This is a genomic window from Nioella nitratireducens (assembly GCF_001879715.1).
Lineage (GTDB): Bacteria > Pseudomonadota > Alphaproteobacteria > Rhodobacterales > Rhodobacteraceae > Nioella > Nioella nitratireducens.
The window spans coordinates 1-19,275 of sequence record NZ_MNBW01000032.1; the positions used below are offsets into that span (position 1 = coordinate 1).

The window sequence follows — 19,275 nt, forward strand, 5'->3', positions numbered from 1 at the left end:
CTGCGCGTCGGTCAAACCGGGCGCTCAGATAGACCGGCTGGTCACCGATGTTTGCCAGAGAGTGGTCAGCCATGGTCAGGCCGGCCCGATCTGCCAATCGCGCGGCGATCTCCTCCCAGCGTTCCTTGCTGTAATCGTCGTCAGCCTTGGGAAACTTGGCGATCGAGAGCTTGCCCTGCACATCATAGACCGAGCATTTTGGGCGTGCTCCGCCAAGCGATGCCCCGGGCGCAAAAATGAGATCGAGGTCCTCGTCTCGTTCCTCGCCAGCTTCGAAACGCCCGACTGCGTCGAGAAGACGCTGGAGCGCGATATACCCCGGAACGCCATCTTGGATGGGTGCTGCATAGTCGGCATCGCCACGCCATCGCAGCCGCAAGGCTCCGATGCGGCTGACATCGGAGACACCCATAAGATAATCCGTCTCGAACAAGGTTCGAACCGGACGTTCCTCCCGCGCAGCGCGGCGCCGTTCGCGGCGCCGCATCAAGGCACGGCCCCAGTTGTCCGGGGCACTGTCGCCAAGGGCTGGAAACATCTCTCCATTGCCTGATGGCACAAACGGCCCGGGCGAGAGCGGCACACCCTGATCAATAGCAAATCGCTCTGGCCGGTTCAGCCAATCCTCCGAGTATTCGAAAACTACCGTTTCGCGCGCCCGGGATGGCACACAACGCATGGTTCCGACAGGCACCGACGCACCATCGAGCTCGATGTCAATTTCGACAACCCGTTCTGCCATGGCCTAGCTGCTCTCCTTGGAGCCAGGTTTCTTGCGCGCAAGAACCGCGCGTTTCGGCAAGCGCTCAAGAGCTGCGTGTGCACCTTGGGGATCGTTCCTGGCATCAGCGAGGTCTGCAAGTCCATCCATCAGGTTCAATGCTTGCAGCACAGCCGCATAGATGCCGATGGACACGCCAGCATCACCTTTTTCGATCTTGTGGTAGGTCGAGCGCGCAATACCGGCCCGTTCGGCGACAACAGACGCCGGCAAGCCGCGGCGCAAACGTGCGTCACGGATATCGGACCCGAGCTTTCGGATCGCCCGCTTGGCGGCAGGGGGCGGAAGGTATGACACAGGCAATGCTGCTATCCTCGGTCTTATTGAAGCCTTTATGTATGCATAAGGCGACATAAGGCAAGTGATTGATTCTCTCTGCCCCGCTTCTCCGAGCAATTGCCGCATCCAAGCCATAGATCCTGGGCCTTCGAGCCGGATATTCCAATCAAAGAATTCCGATTGCCGCCGATCGTGTTGTATTGCATTCGCCCAAATAGTTTTGTGAGGAGTCGATACATGAGACGCCATATCATGCGGCTGGCGATGGCCGCGACATTGACGCTTTCGGGCCAGGTTCCACTTGCGACGCCCGCCAGTGCCTACCAGGTGGATTGCGCCATCCTGCTCTGTCTTGCTGGCGGCTGGCCCGCATCGGCACCTTGTGCCCATGCCCGAGCGGTATTCATCCGCCGGATCACCCCCTGGCCCATCGAACCACCGCTCCAGATCTGGCGCTGTCCCATGGGTACCTCTTACGCGCCGCTGGAAGTCCCCGGAGCACGCGAACGTCTGTTCGATGCCACATTCCGGGTGGCGCCGCCGCGGCAGTCTTTTCCGAGTGGTGCTCCGGTGATCGAGGCCCAAGCGAACGAACAAGCCGACATCGACATCTCAGGCGACGCCTTCGGCTTCGTGCGGAGCATCCGGGTTTTTCATATTCTGTACGGTCAGCGCGAAAACCAGGAGGGTGAGTGCAATCAGACCGACTCGACGCGCTTGGGATCTTACGGCGTGCAAGGTGACTATCGCTGGACCTCGTCCAACGCCGGTCTGGTTCCGCCGAGTTCGCAGCTCTCGATCCCAAACACTTGCCGCAGTTATTCCTATCGCTCTGTCTTCGTCGATTGGCGAGATCATGCCGGGAACTACGGCTCAGAGGAAGTTCGCTACTAACAACCTTCGCGCCCGACCTCCCGAACACGTCCCAAAAGCCCTGCACCGAAGAATGTGTACCACACCCAGAAAAGGAGACGACGCCAGACCGTGAAGCCTGACGCCGTGCAAGAAAACTCCGTGAACAAGAGTTTCCTAGCGCACGGCTAAAACACCTGCAACCAGCAAAGTTGTCTTGCTGGCAAGAATGTTGTTGTCTCACGACATGGCGTCGGATCCCCAAGGAGACCTCGACCATGGAACCTACGACCGGCCTGATCCTGCGACGGATCACGCAGACAAATCTCTCTGTTGCAGCACACAAGCTTGCCACCCTCAGACATCCAGTTTGTCGAGGTGATTGACGACTACGGCGTCTTCGTTGGTCGCCCCTATCTGACCATCGCTGCAGATGTGGCCACGAGCGCGATCATCGGCTTCTGACTGACCCTCGATCGACCGTCACTACTGTCTGGCCCCGTCGGAAGGTTTCTTTTTAGAACCACGCTAAGTGAGAACAATTAGCGAACCCGATCGCGAGCTTTCGTCTCGGTTTGGCCTGATGTTTAACGGTCGTGCAATTTTGCGCTCAGCGGCTCCTGAATGCCAGTCGAAGTCGCCGGACAGGATGATGTGCTCCCATCCGAGCGGCGATGTATGCGGCAGGAGGGCTGGATCGTATAAGGGGCTGGACTTCGCGAGATGGCCGGCGGCTTTATCCATGTAGATCGTGTTCCAGAACGTGATGGCGGCGATGACGAGTTTGAGCGCCATGGCGCGTTTCTGTTGGGCCGCGTCAGAGCGATCGTGGATACGCCCTTGTGAATGCGCAAATACGGCTCTGGCCAGCGAGTGGCGCGCTTCGCCCGTTGAGACCTGCGTGGCACTCCATGCGTAGATCGGCGTTCTCGATCCAGTCGAGCATGAAGAGCGTGCGTTCGATCCGGCCGATTTCACCGAGGGCAAGATACAGCCGGTTCTGTTGCCGGTACGCCCCAAACTTGCGCAGGATTTCGGACGGTTTCAGAGACTTGTCCTGAATACTGGCCGCGAGCCGCATGATGTCGCCCCAATGCTGCCGGTTCACCTCTTCGTTGATCGGCTTGCCGATGATGGGCGACAAGTTTGCCCACGCCTTCGCGCTTCCGAAGCAGGCCAACCGCCGATCGGGAAAATCGCGCAAACGCGGCGCGAAGGTCATCCCCAACAGGTGGAATAGAGCAAAGACGTGGTCCGACACGCCGCCGGTATCTGTGTAATGGACGAGGGGCTCACAGTCGCGCCCCAGCACAGACAACAGAGAGAACACATCCTTGCCCTGCGCCCCGACACGCGTGGCGATCTTCTCGCGCAGCTCGCCTTCTGCATCGGGCAACAGGTTGTCAAAGGCGGCGATGACGGGATCGCCCTGCCATTTCAGCGTGGTCAGCGGCAGGGCACAGGCAACCGGAAAAGCTGCCTCGGACAGGAGCCAGGCAGGATCGTAGGTGAACGCAATGGCACCATCCGTCGCGCGGGTCAGCGTTCCCACCTTCGACCTTTCGTACCAGACGGCTGTCATGCTTTGGCGTGTGCGGCGACCCGCGCGTGCGATGCGTGCCATCCTAGCGCTGCCCAGGGTCAGCTATACGATCCGTCGCGGACAGTTCGGCGCCGAGGGCTTCCAAGAGGCGCAGGTAGACGTCGAGGCTGACGGATACGACACCGTTCTCGATATCTGAAATGGTGGATTGCGCCGTTCCCGTCATCTGGCCAAGCTGCTTCTGGCTGATCTTCCGCGCCGCTCGCCGCGCCCGCAGCACGGTCCCGGCTTGGCGCAGGCTTCGAATGGGATAGGCGGGCAGACTCTCCATGAATCCTGATAGCTCAGGGGCGATATTCCGTCAAAATCGCTTTCGCGCTATATTTCCGCCTAATAGCCCTTAGGCGATGGTCGCCAAGGCGAGGGCTTGCGGCCGAGTTTCATGGATCGTGCAGCGTTACTCATTGATGCCGCCGGGAGGGGGCATCCAAGCCATCAATGAAGCCACGACCATCGATCAAAAGATCAAAATATGATGTGCCTTAGGTAAAGGTATTCACTTCCCGCATAGCCCCTTGTTCCGGGCCCGGTGCGGTGCCCCTGTCTTGCGGGTTAAATCAGCATTCGCTCGCGGCAGATCATTGCTGCATGGGCACGGTTGCGGGCGCCGAGTTTCTTGCAAACAGAGCGCATGTGCATTTTCACGGTCACTTCGGTTACATCCAGATCGCGGGCGATTTCCTTGTTGGTGAATCCGTCCGCCGCGAGTTTGACAATGTGGGATTCCCGGTCGGTCAGGTTCTCGCGAACGCTCTCTCGGTCCGCCTTGGCCTGCCCGGTCTGCATCGGCACGAAGGCGACGCCGGACTGGATCAGGCGCAGCGCGCTTTCCAGCGATTGCAGCGGCATTGTTTTGGGGATGTAGCCCTGCACCCCAAGGGCAAGCGCATCAGTTACAAACTGGTTATCCACCTGACCCGAGAACAGCACCACCCGGGCTTCGTTGGCAAGCTCCAGAACCTCGCGAATGCTGGGCAGGCCCTTCATGTCCGGCATTTTCACATCGAGCATCACGATATCGGCCGCCGTGTTTGCGAGGTTATCCTGAAGCGCCTCAAATGAATCGACGACAATGACCTCGTACCCCTCAACCGCTCGAAGAACGGTTGCCACGGCCTGACCCAGCAGCACGTGATCGTCCGCGATCAGCACCCGAGTCTGTTTCTTTTCGTCCATCTCGTTGTCCCGTCTCCCAAACATAAAGTTTGGGTATATCTTTGGTATGGTTCGAATTTTTCGAATTCTACCGACTATCCCTATGTCTCTCGAATGTATCTCGCCGCGCAAAATTTCCAGTATAAAAAGCCAGTATACTGCTCTTGACCCATTCATGTATCTTTAGATAGGGTCCACAACCTTCTGCGTCCTTTGTATTAAGCCAGGATACGGACAAGTATCCTCCGGATACGCGGCTACCACGAGGGACCAAGATGAACGACGCAACCGGGATGACCCGCCGAGACCTTATGCGCATTGCGGGGGCTGCGGCCCTTGGGGGGGGTATGTCCCATGCCGCTTGGGCGCAATCCCAAGTTTCAGGGGCCGAAACGATCCTGAGTGTGACGCCCGGATCCGATCGCGCGCCGGTTCATTTCTCGGATGCGGACCTGATGGCCTTGCCACAGCAGAGGTTTGACACCTCGACGATTTGGACGGGCGGGGTGCAAACCTTTTCCGGCCCTTCGCTGTCCGACGTCCTGGCCGCTGCACAGGGTGTGGCGCGCCCGGAAACGCTGCGTCTGCAGGCTTTGAACGACTATATTGTCCATATGGATGTGGCGGTGGTCGAAGACACGGTCCCAATCCTTGCCAACCGGATCGACGGGGCGCCTTTCGGTGTGCGGGACAAGGGGCCGCTTTGGATCGTCTTTCCCTATGATTCCAACGAACGGTTCCGGTCCGAGGTGATTTATACGCTCAGCGTTTGGCAACTGCGCCGCATTGACGTCGTGGGATGACGCCCGATCGCAACAACTCTCTCCTCCCGGTCCCGACCCGCTACCATCTGGTCGGATTGGTGTTGTTCGGTTTGCTGATTTTCACCTCGTGGTCGCTATCGGTCAGCGCGGTTCACTTCGGCCGCTCGCTCGACTCTGTTCGGCAAGCCGAGGGTGATAACCGGGTCTGGAATGTCACGCAGCTGGAAGTGGATTATCAGGCGGTCTGGCTGGCACTGGCCCACCTTCGGGTTGCCAATTTACGCGGATCGGCGGACGACATCGCGCAAGCCATGCAAAACCTGCGGCTTGAAACCGACATCTTCCTGAGCCGGGTCGACGTCTTTCTGGCCACGGCCCGAGGGCTGCATCTGCCCGACGAGGTGTCAGGGGATGTCGAGGCCCTTGTCCACACCGTCGACATCATGACCGGGATGGTCGATGATTTGCGCCCGACCGATCTGACCGCCATTGGAGGGATCGACAGTAGCTTGCTGGCGCTGGCATCCGATGTGCGTGCCGTGACCGGCGGCGCGATGCAGGCCATCTCGGCAGAGGCGGAAGTGGCCCGATTGGAAAACAAAGACTTGTCTGCCACATTCCTGGCCAAGACCCTGACCTTGCTGGCGACCACGCTGTTAGGGGCGACCATTGCGTTTTTCCTGACCCGCCGTTTGAAACAACATGCTGCAGCCACCGCGCGGGCGAACCTCTTGGTGCGCCAGGCTTTTGACGGATCTCTCGGCGGTTTGACCGTCTGCGATTACGAGGGGCGGATCGTTCTCAGCAATCTCGAAACAAAACGGATCTTCGGCACCGGTCCTGAAACCCTGCGTGGTCGGTTCCTCGATGATTTCATCATCCCGCTGATTGGCAATGACGCCAATGCTGCGTTCAGCAGCCTTCTTCTGGGAAAAAAGGATGAAAACGGTGTCATCCTGGAACCCGCGCAATGCTATGGACGGCGGGCAAATGGCGAGGTCTTTCCGCTCTCACTGGCCATACGTGCGACATCGGGCGTGAACAAGGAGCCGTTGGTTCTGGTCTTCATCCGCGATGTCACCGAGGAATTCAGGGCAGAGGCCAAGATTCGCGCAGCCCTCGAAGAAGCGCGGGACTCGGCGGCAGCCAAGGACCGGTTCCTTGCCAATATGAGCCACGAAATGCGCACCCCGCTGCACGGCATGATCGCGGCGCTCGATCTTATGCAGCAACGTCCCTCGTCGGCGGACCTGGACCGCCTGACGCTGGCTGCGAAAAAGAGCAGCCAGCGCGCACTTATTCAGGTCGATCAGGCGCTTGCGGCGATCAAGGGGACCGTCCGCACCGAAGTGCCGGTTCGGTTCGACCCTGGCCAAGAGGCCCGCGACATCGCCGATGAACTGCGCATTCTGGCCGAAAAGGATGGGCTGGAACTGCACTTGGACATCGTAGGCGCGCCGGCAGGGTGCGGTTTTCTGGGCATGCCACTGTGCTATTCCCAGACGCTTTACAACCTTGTCGGCAACGCGTTGAAATTCACCTCGACGGGCGAGGTGCGGATGCACCTGACATATGTTTGCGACGACACGGGCAGCGCGTGTTCGCTGCTGACCGAGGTCATTGATACCGGGGCCGGGATTCCGGCCGAACATCACCAAGCGATCTTTTCGCCGTATCAGCGTGCGTTGCATAGCGGCAGCGATGGCAGGGTTGACGGCTCGGGTCTGGGCCTGGCCATCGCCCGACAGGCGGTCCAGCAGATGCAGGGCACGATCACGGTGGACAGTTGTCCCGGCGTCGGGTCACGGTTCAGCTTCACCATCCCACTCGCCACGGCCCTTCCAGTGACGGTAGAGGTTTCGCGCCCGGACCCGGACGATTGTGACGTCGTGACAGCCACACGCCCGTTGTCGGTTCTCGTGGTCGATGACAACCGGTTGAATTGCGAACTCGTGATGCGGATGTTGAACCAGCTCGGCCATAGCGCGTCTTGTGCGTTCAGCGGCCCTGAGGCCATTGAACAGGCGGATCAACAGCGTTTCGACGCCGTGCTGATGGATTTGCGGATGCCGGGCATGGATGGGCTGGAGGCGACCGCCCGGATTCAGGACGGCGGCGCCTCGCGGAATGTGCCGATCATCGCGATAACGGCACAGGTCGATTTTGTAGCCTCAGACCAGTTCTATCAATCCGGGTTTTGCGAGGTGCTGGTGAAACCGTTCTCGCTTGAGGCATTGGATGGAATGCTGACCCGGCTGACCGTTCTTGTGGGCCAAAGCCGCGATCCACGGGCCGACTCCGAAAGTCCGTCCATCGAACAGGACACGCGCCACCGGGTGTCCAGCACCATCACGATGCTTGGCCGCGACATGGGATCGGAGCTGATCCGCGAGTCAATCGGCTTTGCCCGGGCCGCGCTGGAGGCCGCCCGCGAGGGCCAGCCATCTGCGGGATTCAACGCACACCGCGCGGCGGGGGCGCTTGCGATGGTTGGCTTCGGCGCGTTGAGCAAAGCCCTGCAGGAACTGGAACTGCTCGCGAATGCCGGGCAGCCGGATATTTCCTCCGACCTTCTCGACAGCGTTGCCGGTCGTCTGGCCTCTGCCGAGCGGCTCTGTGGTGAACTGAACATCTAGGCCCGCATCGCTTTCCAACCCCCGTGGTCGCCCGAAAGCGACCGCGCCGAGATGCAAAAGAACTGGCCCTTGATGTCTTTCGTTGAACGCGGCGGCTTTCCCGTTGGTCGGCATCGGTTTCATGATAAGAAAAACCCTGAAATTTGAACGATTTGAGGAGGTTTCACCATGGTGACTCGATGGGCCATTGGCCTTGCGATTTTGCTTGCCGCCGCCACGACTGACGCCGCCGAGGCGCAAGAGGCACGGCTGTCGGATGTTCTGCTGGTGGCCGAGCATGGATCGCAGAGCGACCGCAGCCTGACACGGTGGGTGCAGCGCCATCTTCAGGGCTACGGCTACTACGCTGGCGCGATCGACGGCATCTGGGGGCCTCAGACCGACACCGCCGTTCAGCTTGCCTTGCGGGCCGCGCAGCCACATGTGTTCAACGTTGTCGAAGATCCGGCAGGGACTGGCCGTGTGCAACTGTTGCCGGTTGCGCCGGGATCCACGCCGGGGCAACTGGGGCTCGGGCCGGTTGATGCCCGCATCACTGTGCCGCATATGCCGGCGGTCGTGCCAAGCGCCTATGCCCGCAGACCAGACATGGGCGCTCTGGTCCATGACCTGATCCCGCGCCGCGATGCCGCACAGCGCTATGACACGCTGTTCGTCGATCGTGCCGATGGCTATCGGATCATTGTGGAACGCGAGGTGGTCGAGGTCATTCGCCACTAGGGGCTGACCCAAGGCGCGCCGGGACAGGGGCCGTAGCAATCCGGCCCCTAGCGCATTTCGACCACGCCCCCATTTACCGCGCCAAGCACCGTGGTGATCTGCGTCTGGACCGAGGCAGCCCGGCCTTGCACGCGTGTCAGGATCGCGCCGGTGACCTCGACCGTGTTACTGGCCACGTTCAGCGAAATGATGGCCGCTTCGGCGCTTCCGCCGAGCGAGCGGCTGTCCAGACTGCTGGCCTGCGCAGCCGAGGCAATGACGGCGTCGATCTGCGCATTGGACCCCATGGCGATCTGAGAGCTGGCATAGCCGATCTCGGGGCCGCTCAGGCCGGGAACGTAATCGACCTGAATATCCGTCACGATCTGGCCGGTATTGACCGCACCAAGGGTCGTCGACTGGATCGCGCCGATATCTACATAGCTGGCGAGATCACCGGAAACGGCGGCAATCGTCGTCAACTCTTCCGGCAGGGTCAGGCCGATCAATTGCGTGGTGATGCGCCCGTCGATGCGGGCTTGAATCTGTTCCTGTGCCACGGCCAGGGCCGCCCCGTCCGCATCGGTCTGATATAGCGACATCTGCGCCCCTGCAGGCAGGGCAAACAGCAGGCTGCCAGTTGGGTAGTATCCCGGCGGCAGGCCGCGGGAATGGCCGGCGGTGTCTGCTGCGGTAATGGTCAGGCCATCCGCCCCGGCCACGGCAAGGCTTGGCTGGCCATCGGGGGTGTAGCCGATGACCACGCGGTCGCCACCGCTCAACCGGCGGGGCGCGGTGGTCCAGTCGCCGGGCACGGTTTCGGCGATATTGGCAAACAGCGACCCGGCATTCAGTTTTTCGATCTGGGCGACCAGCGGCAAGACCCGCTCCAACACGCTCTGCGCCACGGTGGGGGCAGGGGCCAAGGCCACCAGAATGACAAAAGCCCCCCGTTTCAAGCCAGGCAGACCTGAAAACGGGGGGAAGAAGTTCGACCACGACAGCCAGCGACAGCACGCGCCATGGCCGAACTTCTTCGGGGCCCTCCCTGGGGGGACAACGGCCCCGGACCGCGCGGATCGGGCAGATAACGCACGGTCAACGACATGCATTGAAAAATGCCAAACAAATAGGTGTTGGTTTTGACAAAACCGTGCAAACCATGACCCAGACTGTTGCAGTGTGGCGGGGTGGGGGCCGTGTGGCCCCCACCAATTTCAAAAAGCCAATTACTGGCCAGCAGTGCTGCCGACAATGCCAGCAACCGTTGCGCCAACACCAGAGGTGATGGTGCCGGTGTTGACTGCACCAAGGGCTGTGGTGGACAGTGCGCCAACGGCGCCATTCACGGCATCCATGGTATTGACGATCCCGCCGTTCACGCCGGTCATGTTCGAGGCAATGTTCAGCACGATTGCACCGGTGTCAGCCGAGCCACCGATCTGGCTGATGATGTTGGAGACTGCAGACGTGGTCGAGGTTTGGGCGTTGTCAACGGCAGCGTTCACGCCGAGGGTGATGTCGCCGGTGTTGACGGCACCGAGCGCGGTGGTCGCCATGTCACCGAGGTTCACGGTCGGAGTGCCCCAATCGGTCGCCGTCACGGTGCCTGCAATTGCCTGCTGAGTTGCAGCAGTCAGGCCAGCAATCGTGTTGGTGATCGATCCGTTGATGCCTTCAGCAGGCCCGGTGTATGCCGTGGTTACACCCGCTGCGGCATTGACAAGGTCAGCGGTACGAGCAGCAAGTTCAGCAGCCAGGCCGGTCGTAACGATCGTATCGAAAGTTCCGTCAGCGTTTTGGATCAGGGTATTTCCATCTCCAACTGCGGTGTAGGCTGCCTGCTGTGTTGCAGTCAAATTATTGTACTCAGCAGTACGGATAACCGTGCCAGTCGACACATCGTAGTAGACCAAATCCGTCCCAACGGCGTTGTACGTCTGGGACGCCGTATTGGCTCCGACCCACGCGTCATACTGTGCTTGAGTTGCACTTGCAACCAAGTTTGTGCCCGTAGTGCTGGTTGCGGTCAATGCGTCGTAGGTGTTAACCGCCGTTGCAGAACCGATGTTCTCCGCGACGTTGGCGAAGGTGCCGTTGACGGAGGCCAGATTGGTAGAGTTGTCGATCTGGGTCAGAACACGTTCCAGAACCGATTGTGCCGACGCTGCGCCGCTCAGGGCGACGAGTGCGATGGCGGAAGTAGCAAGAAGCTTATTCATCTTCATTCTCTTCTTCAACTTTGCTCGGGCCCCAATCCCCGTAGCGTTAAATTTTTCGGGGGGATTTGGGGCCCCCTTTAAGTGCCCAAGTTTTCGTCCCTCGGGTCTTTTCCCGCGTCGCCTCAGACGCCGCGGGATCTGCTATCGAGCGCCGGGAATGCGCTCGTATTCCGGTGTTCCGGGTACTGCGGCCGCGGGGCTGCCGGTCGCCTCCGATGACGGGCTGGGGGCAGGCGCATCGGTGCCGTTTTCCGCCGCAGCCGACATTCGGTCGTTGGCCTCCGTTGCCATCTCGAGTGCCCGCTGCACGACAATCGCGGTGGCGTCCCCGGCAGGCCCCGTCAGGCCCAGTTCCGCCGCACGACGCAGGTACTGGCCTGCCGCACGGACAAGTTGCAGCGCCTCGGCCGTCTTCTGTGCTTGGACATCCAGCGTTTCCGCCGCCAACGCCTCTTCGGCCGCTGCGATGGCGCGGGCGCCCAGAACCGACGCCTGGCTGTTGAGTTGCTGGATGTGATCCTCGACCGACAGCGCCGCCACTTCCCGCGAGCCGGACGGCTGCTCTTGTGCGGCGGCGGCCTGCTGGGGCGCGGCGGCGTCCCGGGTGGCAAGGTCGCTGGCGGTGGCCAAGGCGGCTTGGATGGCCTCGGGGGCGCCGGTCTGGAACTGGTCCGATCCGCCGATATACTGCGCCACCGACGAACGGCAATTGCGATAGGTCGACTCGTCGACCAGTTGACCGACCAGCTCGAACGTCGCGAGGCTCAGCATCTGGCGCAGCACGAAATGGACCGCTTCCCGTTGCTGCCCGCCGGCGTCGAGGCTGACCAGCGTATCGCCGAAGAAGCGCCCGATGCTGGCGCCGAACTCACGCGAGAACATCTGTCGTTGCAGCGGCACGCTGGCCACGATACGGCCTGTGAAGGCATCGGTCAGCGACAGGTCCAGCCCGACAAGAATCCGGCTTTGGCGATATTGCGGGCCGACCCCGGCCACGGTGAAGCTGGTGCCACCACCGGGAATGAAATCAAGGCTGTTGATGCTGCCGGTGATGTAGAAATTGACCGGCAACTGCTGGCGGATGTCACGAATGCCCCACTGGGTTTCCATCACCGCGATATCGGGATTGCGTCGGTTCACCACCGCGGCTCCGGCCCGGAACAGCGCCGACTGCACCATCTCGCCTGCGCCCTGCGACAGGAACCGCCCCGAAGCGCCCTCTGCATAGCTTTCGCGCCCCGTCGCATCGACAACCTGACCGACCCCGAAGGTGACGCCGCCAGGCACCTGCCCGCGCAGACATTGCAGGGCGTCGTCGAAGACGGTCACAATCTCTTCCACGGGCGGGCCGTCCGGCAGCACCATGTTTCGCGTCGGCGGCGTGAACGCACCAAACGACCCCGAACAGCCAGAGACCACGGCGGCACAGATCGCCAGCGCCGATGCGAGGCGAAGGCGGGACCATGGGGCAGGGGACGGCATCATTGGCAATTTCCGCTCTGCCCAAGGGTCAGGCCCCCAAGGTTGCTGCTGCCCTGTGTCAGGTTGTCAGACAACGACAGAGTGTCGTTCACCACGCTGCCATCGACGCAACCCGCAGAATCGGCCGAGTTGGTGGCGTCGATCAGGTTGCTGTCGCCATGCACCTCGATCGTTGTTTGCCCGGTGTTCATCGCTCCGACAGAATTGGTGTTCTGGCCTATCTCATCCCCGATGTGGAAATCGACCGGCCCAAGCGTACCGCTGATGGCGGACAGATCCTGGTAGTTGGATCGGTAATCGTTGGTTGTCGTGTTGTAGACGACGGTGCTTGGTCCAGTGGGCCCCTGCTGCTCGGCGCTGCGGATGGCCTGCGCCTCTTGCAGGCGCACGCTGCGGTCAGAGGCAGAATTGAATCCCCAGCTTGCAGACCAGTTTTGCCCCGGCGAAGAAAAGCTCTGCGCCATTGCGGGGCCTGTGAGGCCAAGCGGAAAGCATATTGCGACAGTTGCCAGAACACTGTGAACAGTCAGGTGGCGAAGATGCTGAAAAGTCATGATCTGAGCCTTGCGTTAGCGCGACAGACCGACGTCTGAGAACGCCTGATCCAGAAGGCTCTGAGTCAATTCGCGGGTGGATTGTCCTTGGCCGCTGCCGCCGGTTGATGTTGTTCCTGCACTGCTGACCGTTGATACCGTGCCCGCCGAAAAGCGCCCGTTGGGATGCTCGATAGACACAGACTCGACCTCTCCGGTCGCAGAGACAGTCGTCGTCGACAAAGAGCCTCCGCCAGCTGACACGGATTCAAAGATCGGATCGGGTTCCGACGAGGGAGTGGAACTTGGGGGCGTCGGCCCAGGCACCGGGTCCGGCCCAGAGGCCACGCCATCGTCATTGACGATAAACGCGTTGTCCGGAATCCGCTGGCCATACATCTGACGGATCGGCACGCAAATCATCTCTGGCGGCGAAACTGTTGTATCCTGCCAACACATCACCTGAGACGGCGCGGTCGTGCTCTCGCACCCGGCGAGCAGGAAGATTGTCGCCGGAACAACAAATACCCTGACCAAATTTTTCATTTCTAAAATTCCTTGCCCGATCTCGTTCCAATTCAATACCTTACAGGCGAACGGGGCGCAAAAATATCAAGCGATGGATTGCAGAATGTATCTTTCGGGTCATTGTAAATATTTCGATTTAACAGAAGCGCTCAATCAGCGATCCGACGTGACGCACAATGTAGTGAATTTCATAAATTGAAATTGTGCGGAATGAAGCGCGATGCACTGTCTGGAATTATCGAATTTACACTTAACACACCTTCGATATATTTTTTAATTTAAAGATACAGTAAATTAACAAATGGTGATTTGAAATTTAATAGGTGAGGGGCGATCCTAAAGAGGATAGCGTATTGCAAACTGGGTGCGGCATGCCGACAGGTTCCTCTCTGAAATCAATGTATGGAGTGACCATCGCCAAACCGCCCCCTCTCTTGATGCTCTTGCTGCGGGTTGTCCGGTCCAACCCGCCGCCCGATTGGGCATCACTGCTTGATCGCCTCCGCCATAAAACCGATGAACTGCTGTCACGGGGCTCCGTACCCGACATGGCAACGCCTTCCGTGGCAATCTGCGCCGATCCCGAATCGTCTCTCGGGTTTCATGAAGGCTGGTTGACGGCCACGTCCTTTTCCTGCCGCGCAGCGAAACAGATCCTTTGCAGCATGTTAAAGCTCAGACGTGCGCCGGCGGGGGCCTCGATCCTGCTGGTCGATCTCGATCAGTTCGACGATCTCGATGATACGGTGCAGGCCATGATCGACTTGCGGCGGGCCGTGCCGGATCTGGTGGTGATTGTCGCCTCGCACGCCTTCGGGGGGACTGACCTGTCGTTGACCCGGGCTCCGATTGCGGATGCAAGTGTAAAGCTGCCGGTATCGCGCGGCACGCTGGGTCGCGCGATTGCAGCGGCTCAGGCAAATCACCGGGTCGTTCGTCTTCGGTCATAGTGGCAGGCGAGCCTACTCGGGCCGGCGCGGGACGCGGTGAATTTCCTCCGCGGCGCATCGCCCTTGCACGCGCGATTCTCGAGACCCACTCGTTTTCTCCGGTTGCCCTTTGGCGCAGGCCGCGCCCGCACAGGGACACTTGGAAAACGTGGGCCATTTGCATATCCGGCTGACTTGTGCGACGCGACGCCCGAGACGGGCGCGTTCGCGACGATCGGGGCGTAATTCAGCGAAAGTCCCCGCCGCCGCGCACAGGTTGAATATCCGGCGGCCTTCCAGTTTGGCGCATTTAATCCTGTGGATTTGGCGGAAGAGACGCGGATTCAAGCGAGCTACGGGTATGGCAAGGTCAACCCCGACGTCGGCGCTCATCGGATCGGTTGCAATCGGGCACCTTTGCGGGCGTGCTGTGCGCCCACCCCGCCGAGGCGTGGACCAAGGTTGACCTGACCGACACCGACCGCGCCGCCCGCCGCGAAGTGCCGAAGTTGAAGGCTACCCAACCCATCATCAAACCCCAGACACGAAGACATACAGAGAGAGGACTTCAGGACTTTCGGAACGAATTAAAACACCCCGGTATTCAGGCGGGATGTTTCAGGTTGTTGTCTATCTCAACTGTCAAAAGGACCAGTTCAGCGCGTAGTCAAGTCGGGGTGATTGGGTCGCGGTCACGCCCAGTCCAACCTCCGACTGACCCGCTCGGTCGTCGAAGAACCAGGTGCGCCGAAGCCGTATTCCCGCCGACGCCGTTGACCGCGTGACCTCTCCATCAAGCTCGAGCCCGAATTCACGAGACCCGTCAATCGATCGAACCTGGATATCTAGGCCTAGGGAAACGCCACAGTTCGCCCGTTGCTCCTGCGCCGTTAGAAGGCTGCAAAACAGCCCTGGACTAAGGATGACGGTCCGTTCTGACGCAGCATTCGGGACGTCGCCTGCCCGGATCGAAACGTCAGCTTCGGAAAAGAGACGAAATGCACCCAGATCGTGAAGAGTCAGCGACCCGTGTTCGAAAGCGTCTCCCTGTCTCGCATCGACTCGGGCATCGTCTGGGAGGGCATAGGCGAGATCGACTCCGCCTCGCAGGGCGAGAGGATGTTCATCGTTTCCAACTGCACCGGAGAGCGCGATGCCACCGTAAAATGCTGCGTATCGGTAGCCCCCCTCGACCAGAATGGGGGTGTCGCGACCGAAACTAAGCCGAAAATCATGGTAGCCGACACCGAGGCCGAGATAGTGCTCAATGATCAACTCGCCCTGAAATCGGTTCGCCCCATAGACTCCAAAGGATAAACCCATGCCCCTTAACCGGTCGCCGTTGGCGCCACCAGAGGGCGTGTTGAGGTACGCGGAAAGGAAACGCCCTTGAATACTTTGGTTGTCATCGCGATACTCGCGCAGGTACGATCCGGAGAACGACAGGACATCTGCAATGCCATCGACGGATCGGATCCGCATTCCCGTCTCGACGATAACCCGTTCATCGCGCACGCAATCGACATAATCATCCGTCACCGACACATCTGCCGAGAGAGTGCCGTTGTGGTAGGAAATGCTTCCGGTCGGCTCCAGTGTGTCGGGACCATTACAATAGCCGAGGTCAACAGGTTCTGCACGCAGACGGTCCCCAGCCCCCGATGCAAATCCTCGGATTCCGCGGGCCTGATCCGATACTGTCGCTTCAAGATCCCGCTCCAGATAGGTTGTGAGCTGATCTCGAACCTGGTCAATCAGACCATCTGAAACCGTCACTTCGCCCAAGGTTGGTGTCAGGGCCGCAAAATCTGAATCTGCGGACGCAACCGTGACCGTTGGGTGACACACATGACTGCCTTCCACGACGCCATCACTAATCGCAGAGATGGTAAGATCTTGGGACACGTTCCATGTGGCCGCGGTGAAAACCATGGTTTGAGGACTAACCGTGCATTGTGCATCCCCGGTGAACGTCAGGGTGACTGGTGCCGACGGCACAGCTGTCAAGGCAAACCGCATCGTCGCGGTATCTCCTGCCTCGCTCGCGGTCAGATCGACATTCGTCACGTCGATCCCGGCGCCGTCATCACTGCTGATCTGGATCTGTCGGGTCTGGCTTCCGTCTGTCGCCAAGCTGGTTCGGCTGTCTCCCCCTGACAATCCGGTCAGCGTGATAGCGACCGTTTCCGGCGACTCGATGAGTCCGTCTTCCAGAACGGCCACCGGAATATCGGCCGTGGTGTCGCCGGATGGAATGGTGACATTCCCGGACAGGGACACGTAATCTGTCCCCGCCGTTGCCGTTCCTCCGATGGTATAGGTAATCAGCGTATCCGCAGTGGCCTGCCGGACCAGCGAGACAGTGAAGCTCCCATCAAAGGGGGTCGCAGAGTTGGACTCGGCCCCGTCTGCCCCGCCAGAGATAGAGGCTGTATTGGTGGCACAGCGGGTCATGGGGATGTTGTTCGCCATGACATTGGGATCTCCAGCCGCGATCTCGAAAACACGGTAGAACCTGGGGTTTGCGGACAGAGAATAATCCGCCAGGGCACCGGATGAACCAAACTCGGTCGAGCCCAGGAACGCAGGGTCGTTTGGCAACAAAGAAGTCACATCAAGCGCCGACGTCTCCACCAGTCGGCTCGTACTCGGAATGCCGACGTCCGTCGGGTAGGTGATGGCCATAGTGTAAGTTCCGGCGGCCGCCGCGTACCACTGGTAGTAACCTCCAGCGCCATTCTGTACGATTGTGACGTTCTCCGAAGACCCGGCGGCATCCGTTACGGACACCGCGCCCCCAGTCAGGATATGGCCGTCATCCTCGCAATAGAAATAACCGGTGGGGTCGTAATCCTGCGAGTCCACGATCCCGTCACCGTCCCGGTCGGCCGTATCGGACTCGAGACTATCGACACCACCATCATTGTCGGTGTCCGTGACGCCTAGGCCTGCGTCGTCCGAGACGGGGACAGCAAGTTCCTTCGCATTCGCTGTTGCTACGTTGAGGCCGCTCGGGAAGCCCGATGGCGTCCTGAAACGAACCGTCCCTGTCACGACAAGTCGAGAAGATACATCGAGCGTCACCGAACTTGGCAACAATCCAGCACTGTCGTTTCCGTTATAGGACGAGTCAACCATAACGCCTGACGGACCTTCGACGACAGCGGTTGAAACAACGGAAACGATATTCGACGCCCCGACGAAATCAGCGAAACTGTTGTCCAAAACTATGTTTGTCAGGGCTACGTTACCCGTGTTCTGGAGGGTCGTCCGAAACGAGACCATGTACACACCAGTAAATTCGCGGGTCAGATCCTGCAAACTATGGCTGATCGAAAGCGCTGGTTGTGCAAAGTCATTATCCGTGATCGTCACCGTCGGCTCGCTCGGGGTCAGGCCGTTGTAATTGGTGTCCGACGACGCGATGGTCATGACGGGGGTGCAGCTGTGCTCACCCTCGATCGCACTGTCATCGGTTGCCGTGACCGTCACGGCCTGCGCCGTATCCCAATTCGCTGCCGTGAAGGTCATCGGATCCGGAGAGAACCCGCATTGTGCATCGTTGGCAAAGGTGACCGCGACATCCGCCGTCGGCGCGGCATCGAGGACAACGAGAAGCGTCGCGCTGTCCCCCGCCTCGGAGGCCGTGAGGTCCTGGCTCGACGTGCCGGCCGTGGTCGGGAAGCTGATGCCGGCAGGAAAAAGCGTCGCGGCCACATCGCATATCCGGTTCGAGAGGTTGGAGATGTACCCGTTGGCAGGATTGGCGATATCAGCATAAGTTGCTCCGACGATCACGTTGGTGGAAGATCCCGCCGCCGTATTCATCATCGTTTCAAAGTCTGCCTCATAGTTCCCATTGCTGCTGTCATAGCGATCCGCTGCCTCGGCAATCAGCATGATCACGACTTCACTGCCTGCGGCGCGCAGATTATTGGCCGCTGTCAACAAAACCGTTTCATCCTGAACGCCGCCACGTTGAGAATTGGTCCCATCCGCGTCTGTCATAAGCACGACAATAGAAGGCACTCCCGTTCGCGCTGCCGCTCCCCCGTCTGTCGCATATGCGCTACCGGAGTATCCTGTTATCGCCCCAGCTGCGTACGCCATCGCAGCACCAGGATAGGTCGATCCGCTGCCGCTTCTGGAATAGGTCGACGCGACAGTTGGAAATGTGGTGGTCAATCCACTTATCAGGGTCGGTGTCTGATCCCAGGCGACCAATGACCCACGGAAACCGCCTGCTGTCGCAAAGTCGAAACTCGATGCAACAGACGCCAGAAAGGACTGCGCACTCGCGAACTCCGTATCGGTAACACTTCCCGATTCATCATTGAGAAACCAGAGTTCCGCTCTTCCCGAGCAAGTCCCGCTGGCGTTCGCTGCGGTGCCACACAAGAACGGGATCAACAAAAAAATCGCCTTCAGCCAATTTATCATACCGCTCATCAACTTTCTTGCCCCTGCACTTTGGAATTTTTTTGGGGGCGTCGCTATGGCTTGATACACAGGCTGGAACGAGCACACTCACTATCCTGTCCGTCTGACATATCGTTCACCGAGACGAGCGCCCAATGTACGGGCGGTAGGCACACGGGACACATGCGTGCCGCTTGCAAACCTCACCACCCTCTTGATTAAATATCACGAAAGAGTTTTCCAGAAACCGACCCAAAAGAAGCCTAGAGTTTCTCCAAGGATCAAAAATACCCAAAGGATTGGACTGTGGGTTTGCTAGGTCATGTTGACAAATGGCGGAGCCAGAGGCGGATCGATGTTATGTCGATGAAGCCCAGGAAACTCTCCGCCGTT

15 protein-coding genes and 2 pseudogenes are annotated in these 19,275 nt (G+C 59.8%); 5 read left to right on the plus strand and 12 right to left on the minus strand.

Features of this window, described 5'->3' with window-relative positions:
* The coding region (locus BKY27_RS18385; RefSeq protein ID WP_199559128.1) for a HipA domain-containing protein at positions 1 to 742 on the minus strand (742 nt) is incomplete at its 3' end.
* A gap of 3 nt (positions 743 to 745) precedes the next feature.
* Positions 746 to 1,309, minus strand: a complete 564-nt coding sequence (locus BKY27_RS18390; RefSeq protein WP_407668427.1) for a helix-turn-helix domain-containing protein — start codon at positions 1,307 to 1,309, stop codon at positions 746 to 748.
* Here BKY27_RS18390 and BKY27_RS18395 point away from each other — a divergent pair.
* Positions 1,298 to 1,954, plus strand: coding sequence for a hypothetical protein (locus tag BKY27_RS18395; protein ID WP_233491903.1), 657 nt, complete (start codon positions 1,298 to 1,300; stop codon positions 1,952 to 1,954). The two genes, BKY27_RS18390 and BKY27_RS18395, sit on opposite strands and share 12 nt — an antisense overlap.
* Positions 1,955 to 2,440: 486 nt before the next feature.
* Here BKY27_RS18395 and BKY27_RS20675 read toward each other — a convergent pair.
* The 4 genes and pseudogenes from BKY27_RS20675 to BKY27_RS18410 form a co-directional block, all read right to left on the minus strand.
* Positions 2,441 to 3,206 (minus strand): annotated as a pseudogene (locus BKY27_RS20675) (Tn3 family transposase); the annotation flags it as partial.
* Between the two features lie 12 nt (positions 3,207 to 3,218).
* Positions 3,219 to 3,536: pseudogene (locus BKY27_RS20680) on the minus strand (HipA N-terminal domain-containing protein); the annotation flags it as partial.
* A 1-nt stretch (position 3,537) separates the two neighbouring features.
* Positions 3,538 to 3,786, minus strand: coding sequence for a helix-turn-helix domain-containing protein (locus BKY27_RS18405; RefSeq protein WP_071675925.1), 249 nt, complete (start codon positions 3,784 to 3,786; stop codon positions 3,538 to 3,540).
* 281 nt (positions 3,787 to 4,067) lie between these two features.
* Positions 4,068 to 4,691, minus strand: coding sequence for a response regulator (locus BKY27_RS18410; RefSeq protein WP_071675926.1), 624 nt, complete (start codon positions 4,689 to 4,691; stop codon positions 4,068 to 4,070).
* 254 nt (positions 4,692 to 4,945) lie between these two features.
* Here BKY27_RS18410 and BKY27_RS18415 point away from each other — a divergent pair, with 254 nt between their 5' ends.
* The 3 genes from BKY27_RS18415 (at position 4,946) to BKY27_RS18425 (ending at position 8,790) form a co-directional block, all read left to right on the plus strand.
* Positions 4,946 to 5,473 (plus strand): hypothetical protein, encoded by a 528-nt coding sequence (locus BKY27_RS18415; RefSeq protein ID WP_071675927.1) that lies wholly within the window; start codon positions 4,946 to 4,948, stop codon positions 5,471 to 5,473.
* On the plus strand, positions 5,470 to 8,070 hold the full coding sequence (locus tag BKY27_RS18420; protein WP_071675928.1) for a hybrid sensor histidine kinase/response regulator: 2,601 nt from the start codon (positions 5,470 to 5,472) through the stop codon (positions 8,068 to 8,070). Before BKY27_RS18415 ends, BKY27_RS18420 begins: the two co-directional genes overlap by 4 nt.
* Positions 8,071 to 8,238: 168 nt before the next feature.
* Positions 8,239 to 8,790, plus strand: coding sequence for a peptidoglycan-binding domain-containing protein (locus BKY27_RS18425; RefSeq protein ID WP_071675929.1), 552 nt, complete (start codon positions 8,239 to 8,241; stop codon positions 8,788 to 8,790).
* 47 nt (positions 8,791 to 8,837) lie between these two features.
* Here BKY27_RS18425 and BKY27_RS18430 read toward each other — a convergent pair whose 3' ends face one another.
* From BKY27_RS18430 to BKY27_RS18450, 5 genes are all read right to left on the minus strand, one after another.
* Positions 8,838 to 9,728 (minus strand): hypothetical protein, encoded by an 891-nt coding sequence (locus tag BKY27_RS18430; RefSeq protein ID WP_071675930.1) that lies wholly within the window; start codon positions 9,726 to 9,728, stop codon positions 8,838 to 8,840.
* A gap of 270 nt (positions 9,729 to 9,998) precedes the next feature.
* Positions 9,999 to 10,991 carry a hypothetical protein gene (locus BKY27_RS18435; RefSeq protein WP_146636303.1) on the minus strand — a complete coding sequence of 331 codons (993 nt, stop codon included), beginning with the start codon at positions 10,989 to 10,991 and terminating at the stop codon, positions 9,999 to 10,001.
* A gap of 141 nt (positions 10,992 to 11,132) precedes the next feature.
* The gene (locus BKY27_RS18440) at positions 11,133 to 12,476 is read right to left on the minus strand and encodes a CsgG/HfaB family protein (protein ID WP_071675932.1); all 1,344 of its coding nucleotides are present in this window, start codon (positions 12,474 to 12,476) and stop codon (positions 11,133 to 11,135) included.
* Positions 12,473 to 12,937, minus strand: coding sequence for a hypothetical protein (locus BKY27_RS18445; protein ID WP_071675933.1), 465 nt, complete (start codon positions 12,935 to 12,937; stop codon positions 12,473 to 12,475). Before BKY27_RS18445 ends, BKY27_RS18440 begins: the two co-directional genes overlap by 4 nt.
* Before the next feature lie 105 nt (positions 12,938 to 13,042).
* Positions 13,043 to 13,552, minus strand: a complete 510-nt coding sequence (locus tag BKY27_RS18450) for a hypothetical protein (protein ID WP_071675934.1) — start codon at positions 13,550 to 13,552, stop codon at positions 13,043 to 13,045.
* Positions 13,553 to 13,941: 389 nt separating this feature from the next.
* Here BKY27_RS18450 and BKY27_RS18455 point away from each other — a divergent pair, with 389 nt between their 5' ends.
* Positions 13,942 to 14,484, plus strand: a complete 543-nt coding sequence (locus BKY27_RS18455) for a hypothetical protein (protein WP_146636304.1) — start codon at positions 13,942 to 13,944, stop codon at positions 14,482 to 14,484.
* 621 nt (positions 14,485 to 15,105) lie between these two features.
* On the opposite strand, the gene BKY27_RS18460 is transcribed toward BKY27_RS18455, so the two are convergent.
* On the minus strand, positions 15,106 to 18,912 hold the full coding sequence (locus BKY27_RS18460) for a Calx-beta domain-containing protein (protein ID WP_071675936.1): 3,807 nt from the start codon (positions 18,910 to 18,912) through the stop codon (positions 15,106 to 15,108).
* Positions 18,913 to 19,275 lie beyond the last annotated feature (363 nt).

Excerpts from the sequence above, each read along its gene's own strand:
- BKY27_RS18395 (WP_233491903.1), top strand. The coding sequence starts at position 1,298 with ATGAGACGCCATATCATGCGGCTGGCGATGGCCGCGACATTGACGCTT.
- BKY27_RS18390 (WP_407668427.1), bottom strand. The coding sequence starts at position 1,309 with ATGGCGTCTCATGTATCGACTCCTCACAAAACTATTTGGGCGAATGCA.
- BKY27_RS18405 (WP_071675925.1), bottom strand. The coding sequence starts at position 3,786 with ATGGAGAGTCTGCCCGCCTATCCCATTCGAAGCCTGCGCCAAGCCGGG.
- BKY27_RS18410 (WP_071675926.1), bottom strand. The coding sequence starts at position 4,691 with ATGGACGAAAAGAAACAGACTCGGGTGCTGATCGCGGACGATCACGTG.
- BKY27_RS18415 (WP_071675927.1), top strand. The coding sequence starts at position 4,946 with ATGAACGACGCAACCGGGATGACCCGCCGAGACCTTATGCGCATTGCG.
- BKY27_RS18420 (WP_071675928.1), top strand. The coding sequence starts at position 5,470 with ATGACGCCCGATCGCAACAACTCTCTCCTCCCGGTCCCGACCCGCTAC.
- BKY27_RS18425 (WP_071675929.1), top strand. The coding sequence starts at position 8,239 with ATGGTGACTCGATGGGCCATTGGCCTTGCGATTTTGCTTGCCGCCGCC.
- BKY27_RS18435 (WP_146636303.1), bottom strand. The coding sequence starts at position 10,991 with ATGAATAAGCTTCTTGCTACTTCCGCCATCGCACTCGTCGCCCTGAGC.
- BKY27_RS18440 (WP_071675932.1), bottom strand. The coding sequence starts at position 12,476 with ATGATGCCGTCCCCTGCCCCATGGTCCCGCCTTCGCCTCGCATCGGCG.
- BKY27_RS18445 (WP_071675933.1), bottom strand. The coding sequence starts at position 12,937 with ATGGCGCAGAGCTTTTCTTCGCCGGGGCAAAACTGGTCTGCAAGCTGG.
- BKY27_RS18450 (WP_071675934.1), bottom strand. The coding sequence starts at position 13,552 with ATGAAAAATTTGGTCAGGGTATTTGTTGTTCCGGCGACAATCTTCCTG.
- BKY27_RS18460 (WP_071675936.1), bottom strand. The coding sequence starts at position 18,912 with ATGAGCGGTATGATAAATTGGCTGAAGGCGATTTTTTTGTTGATCCCG.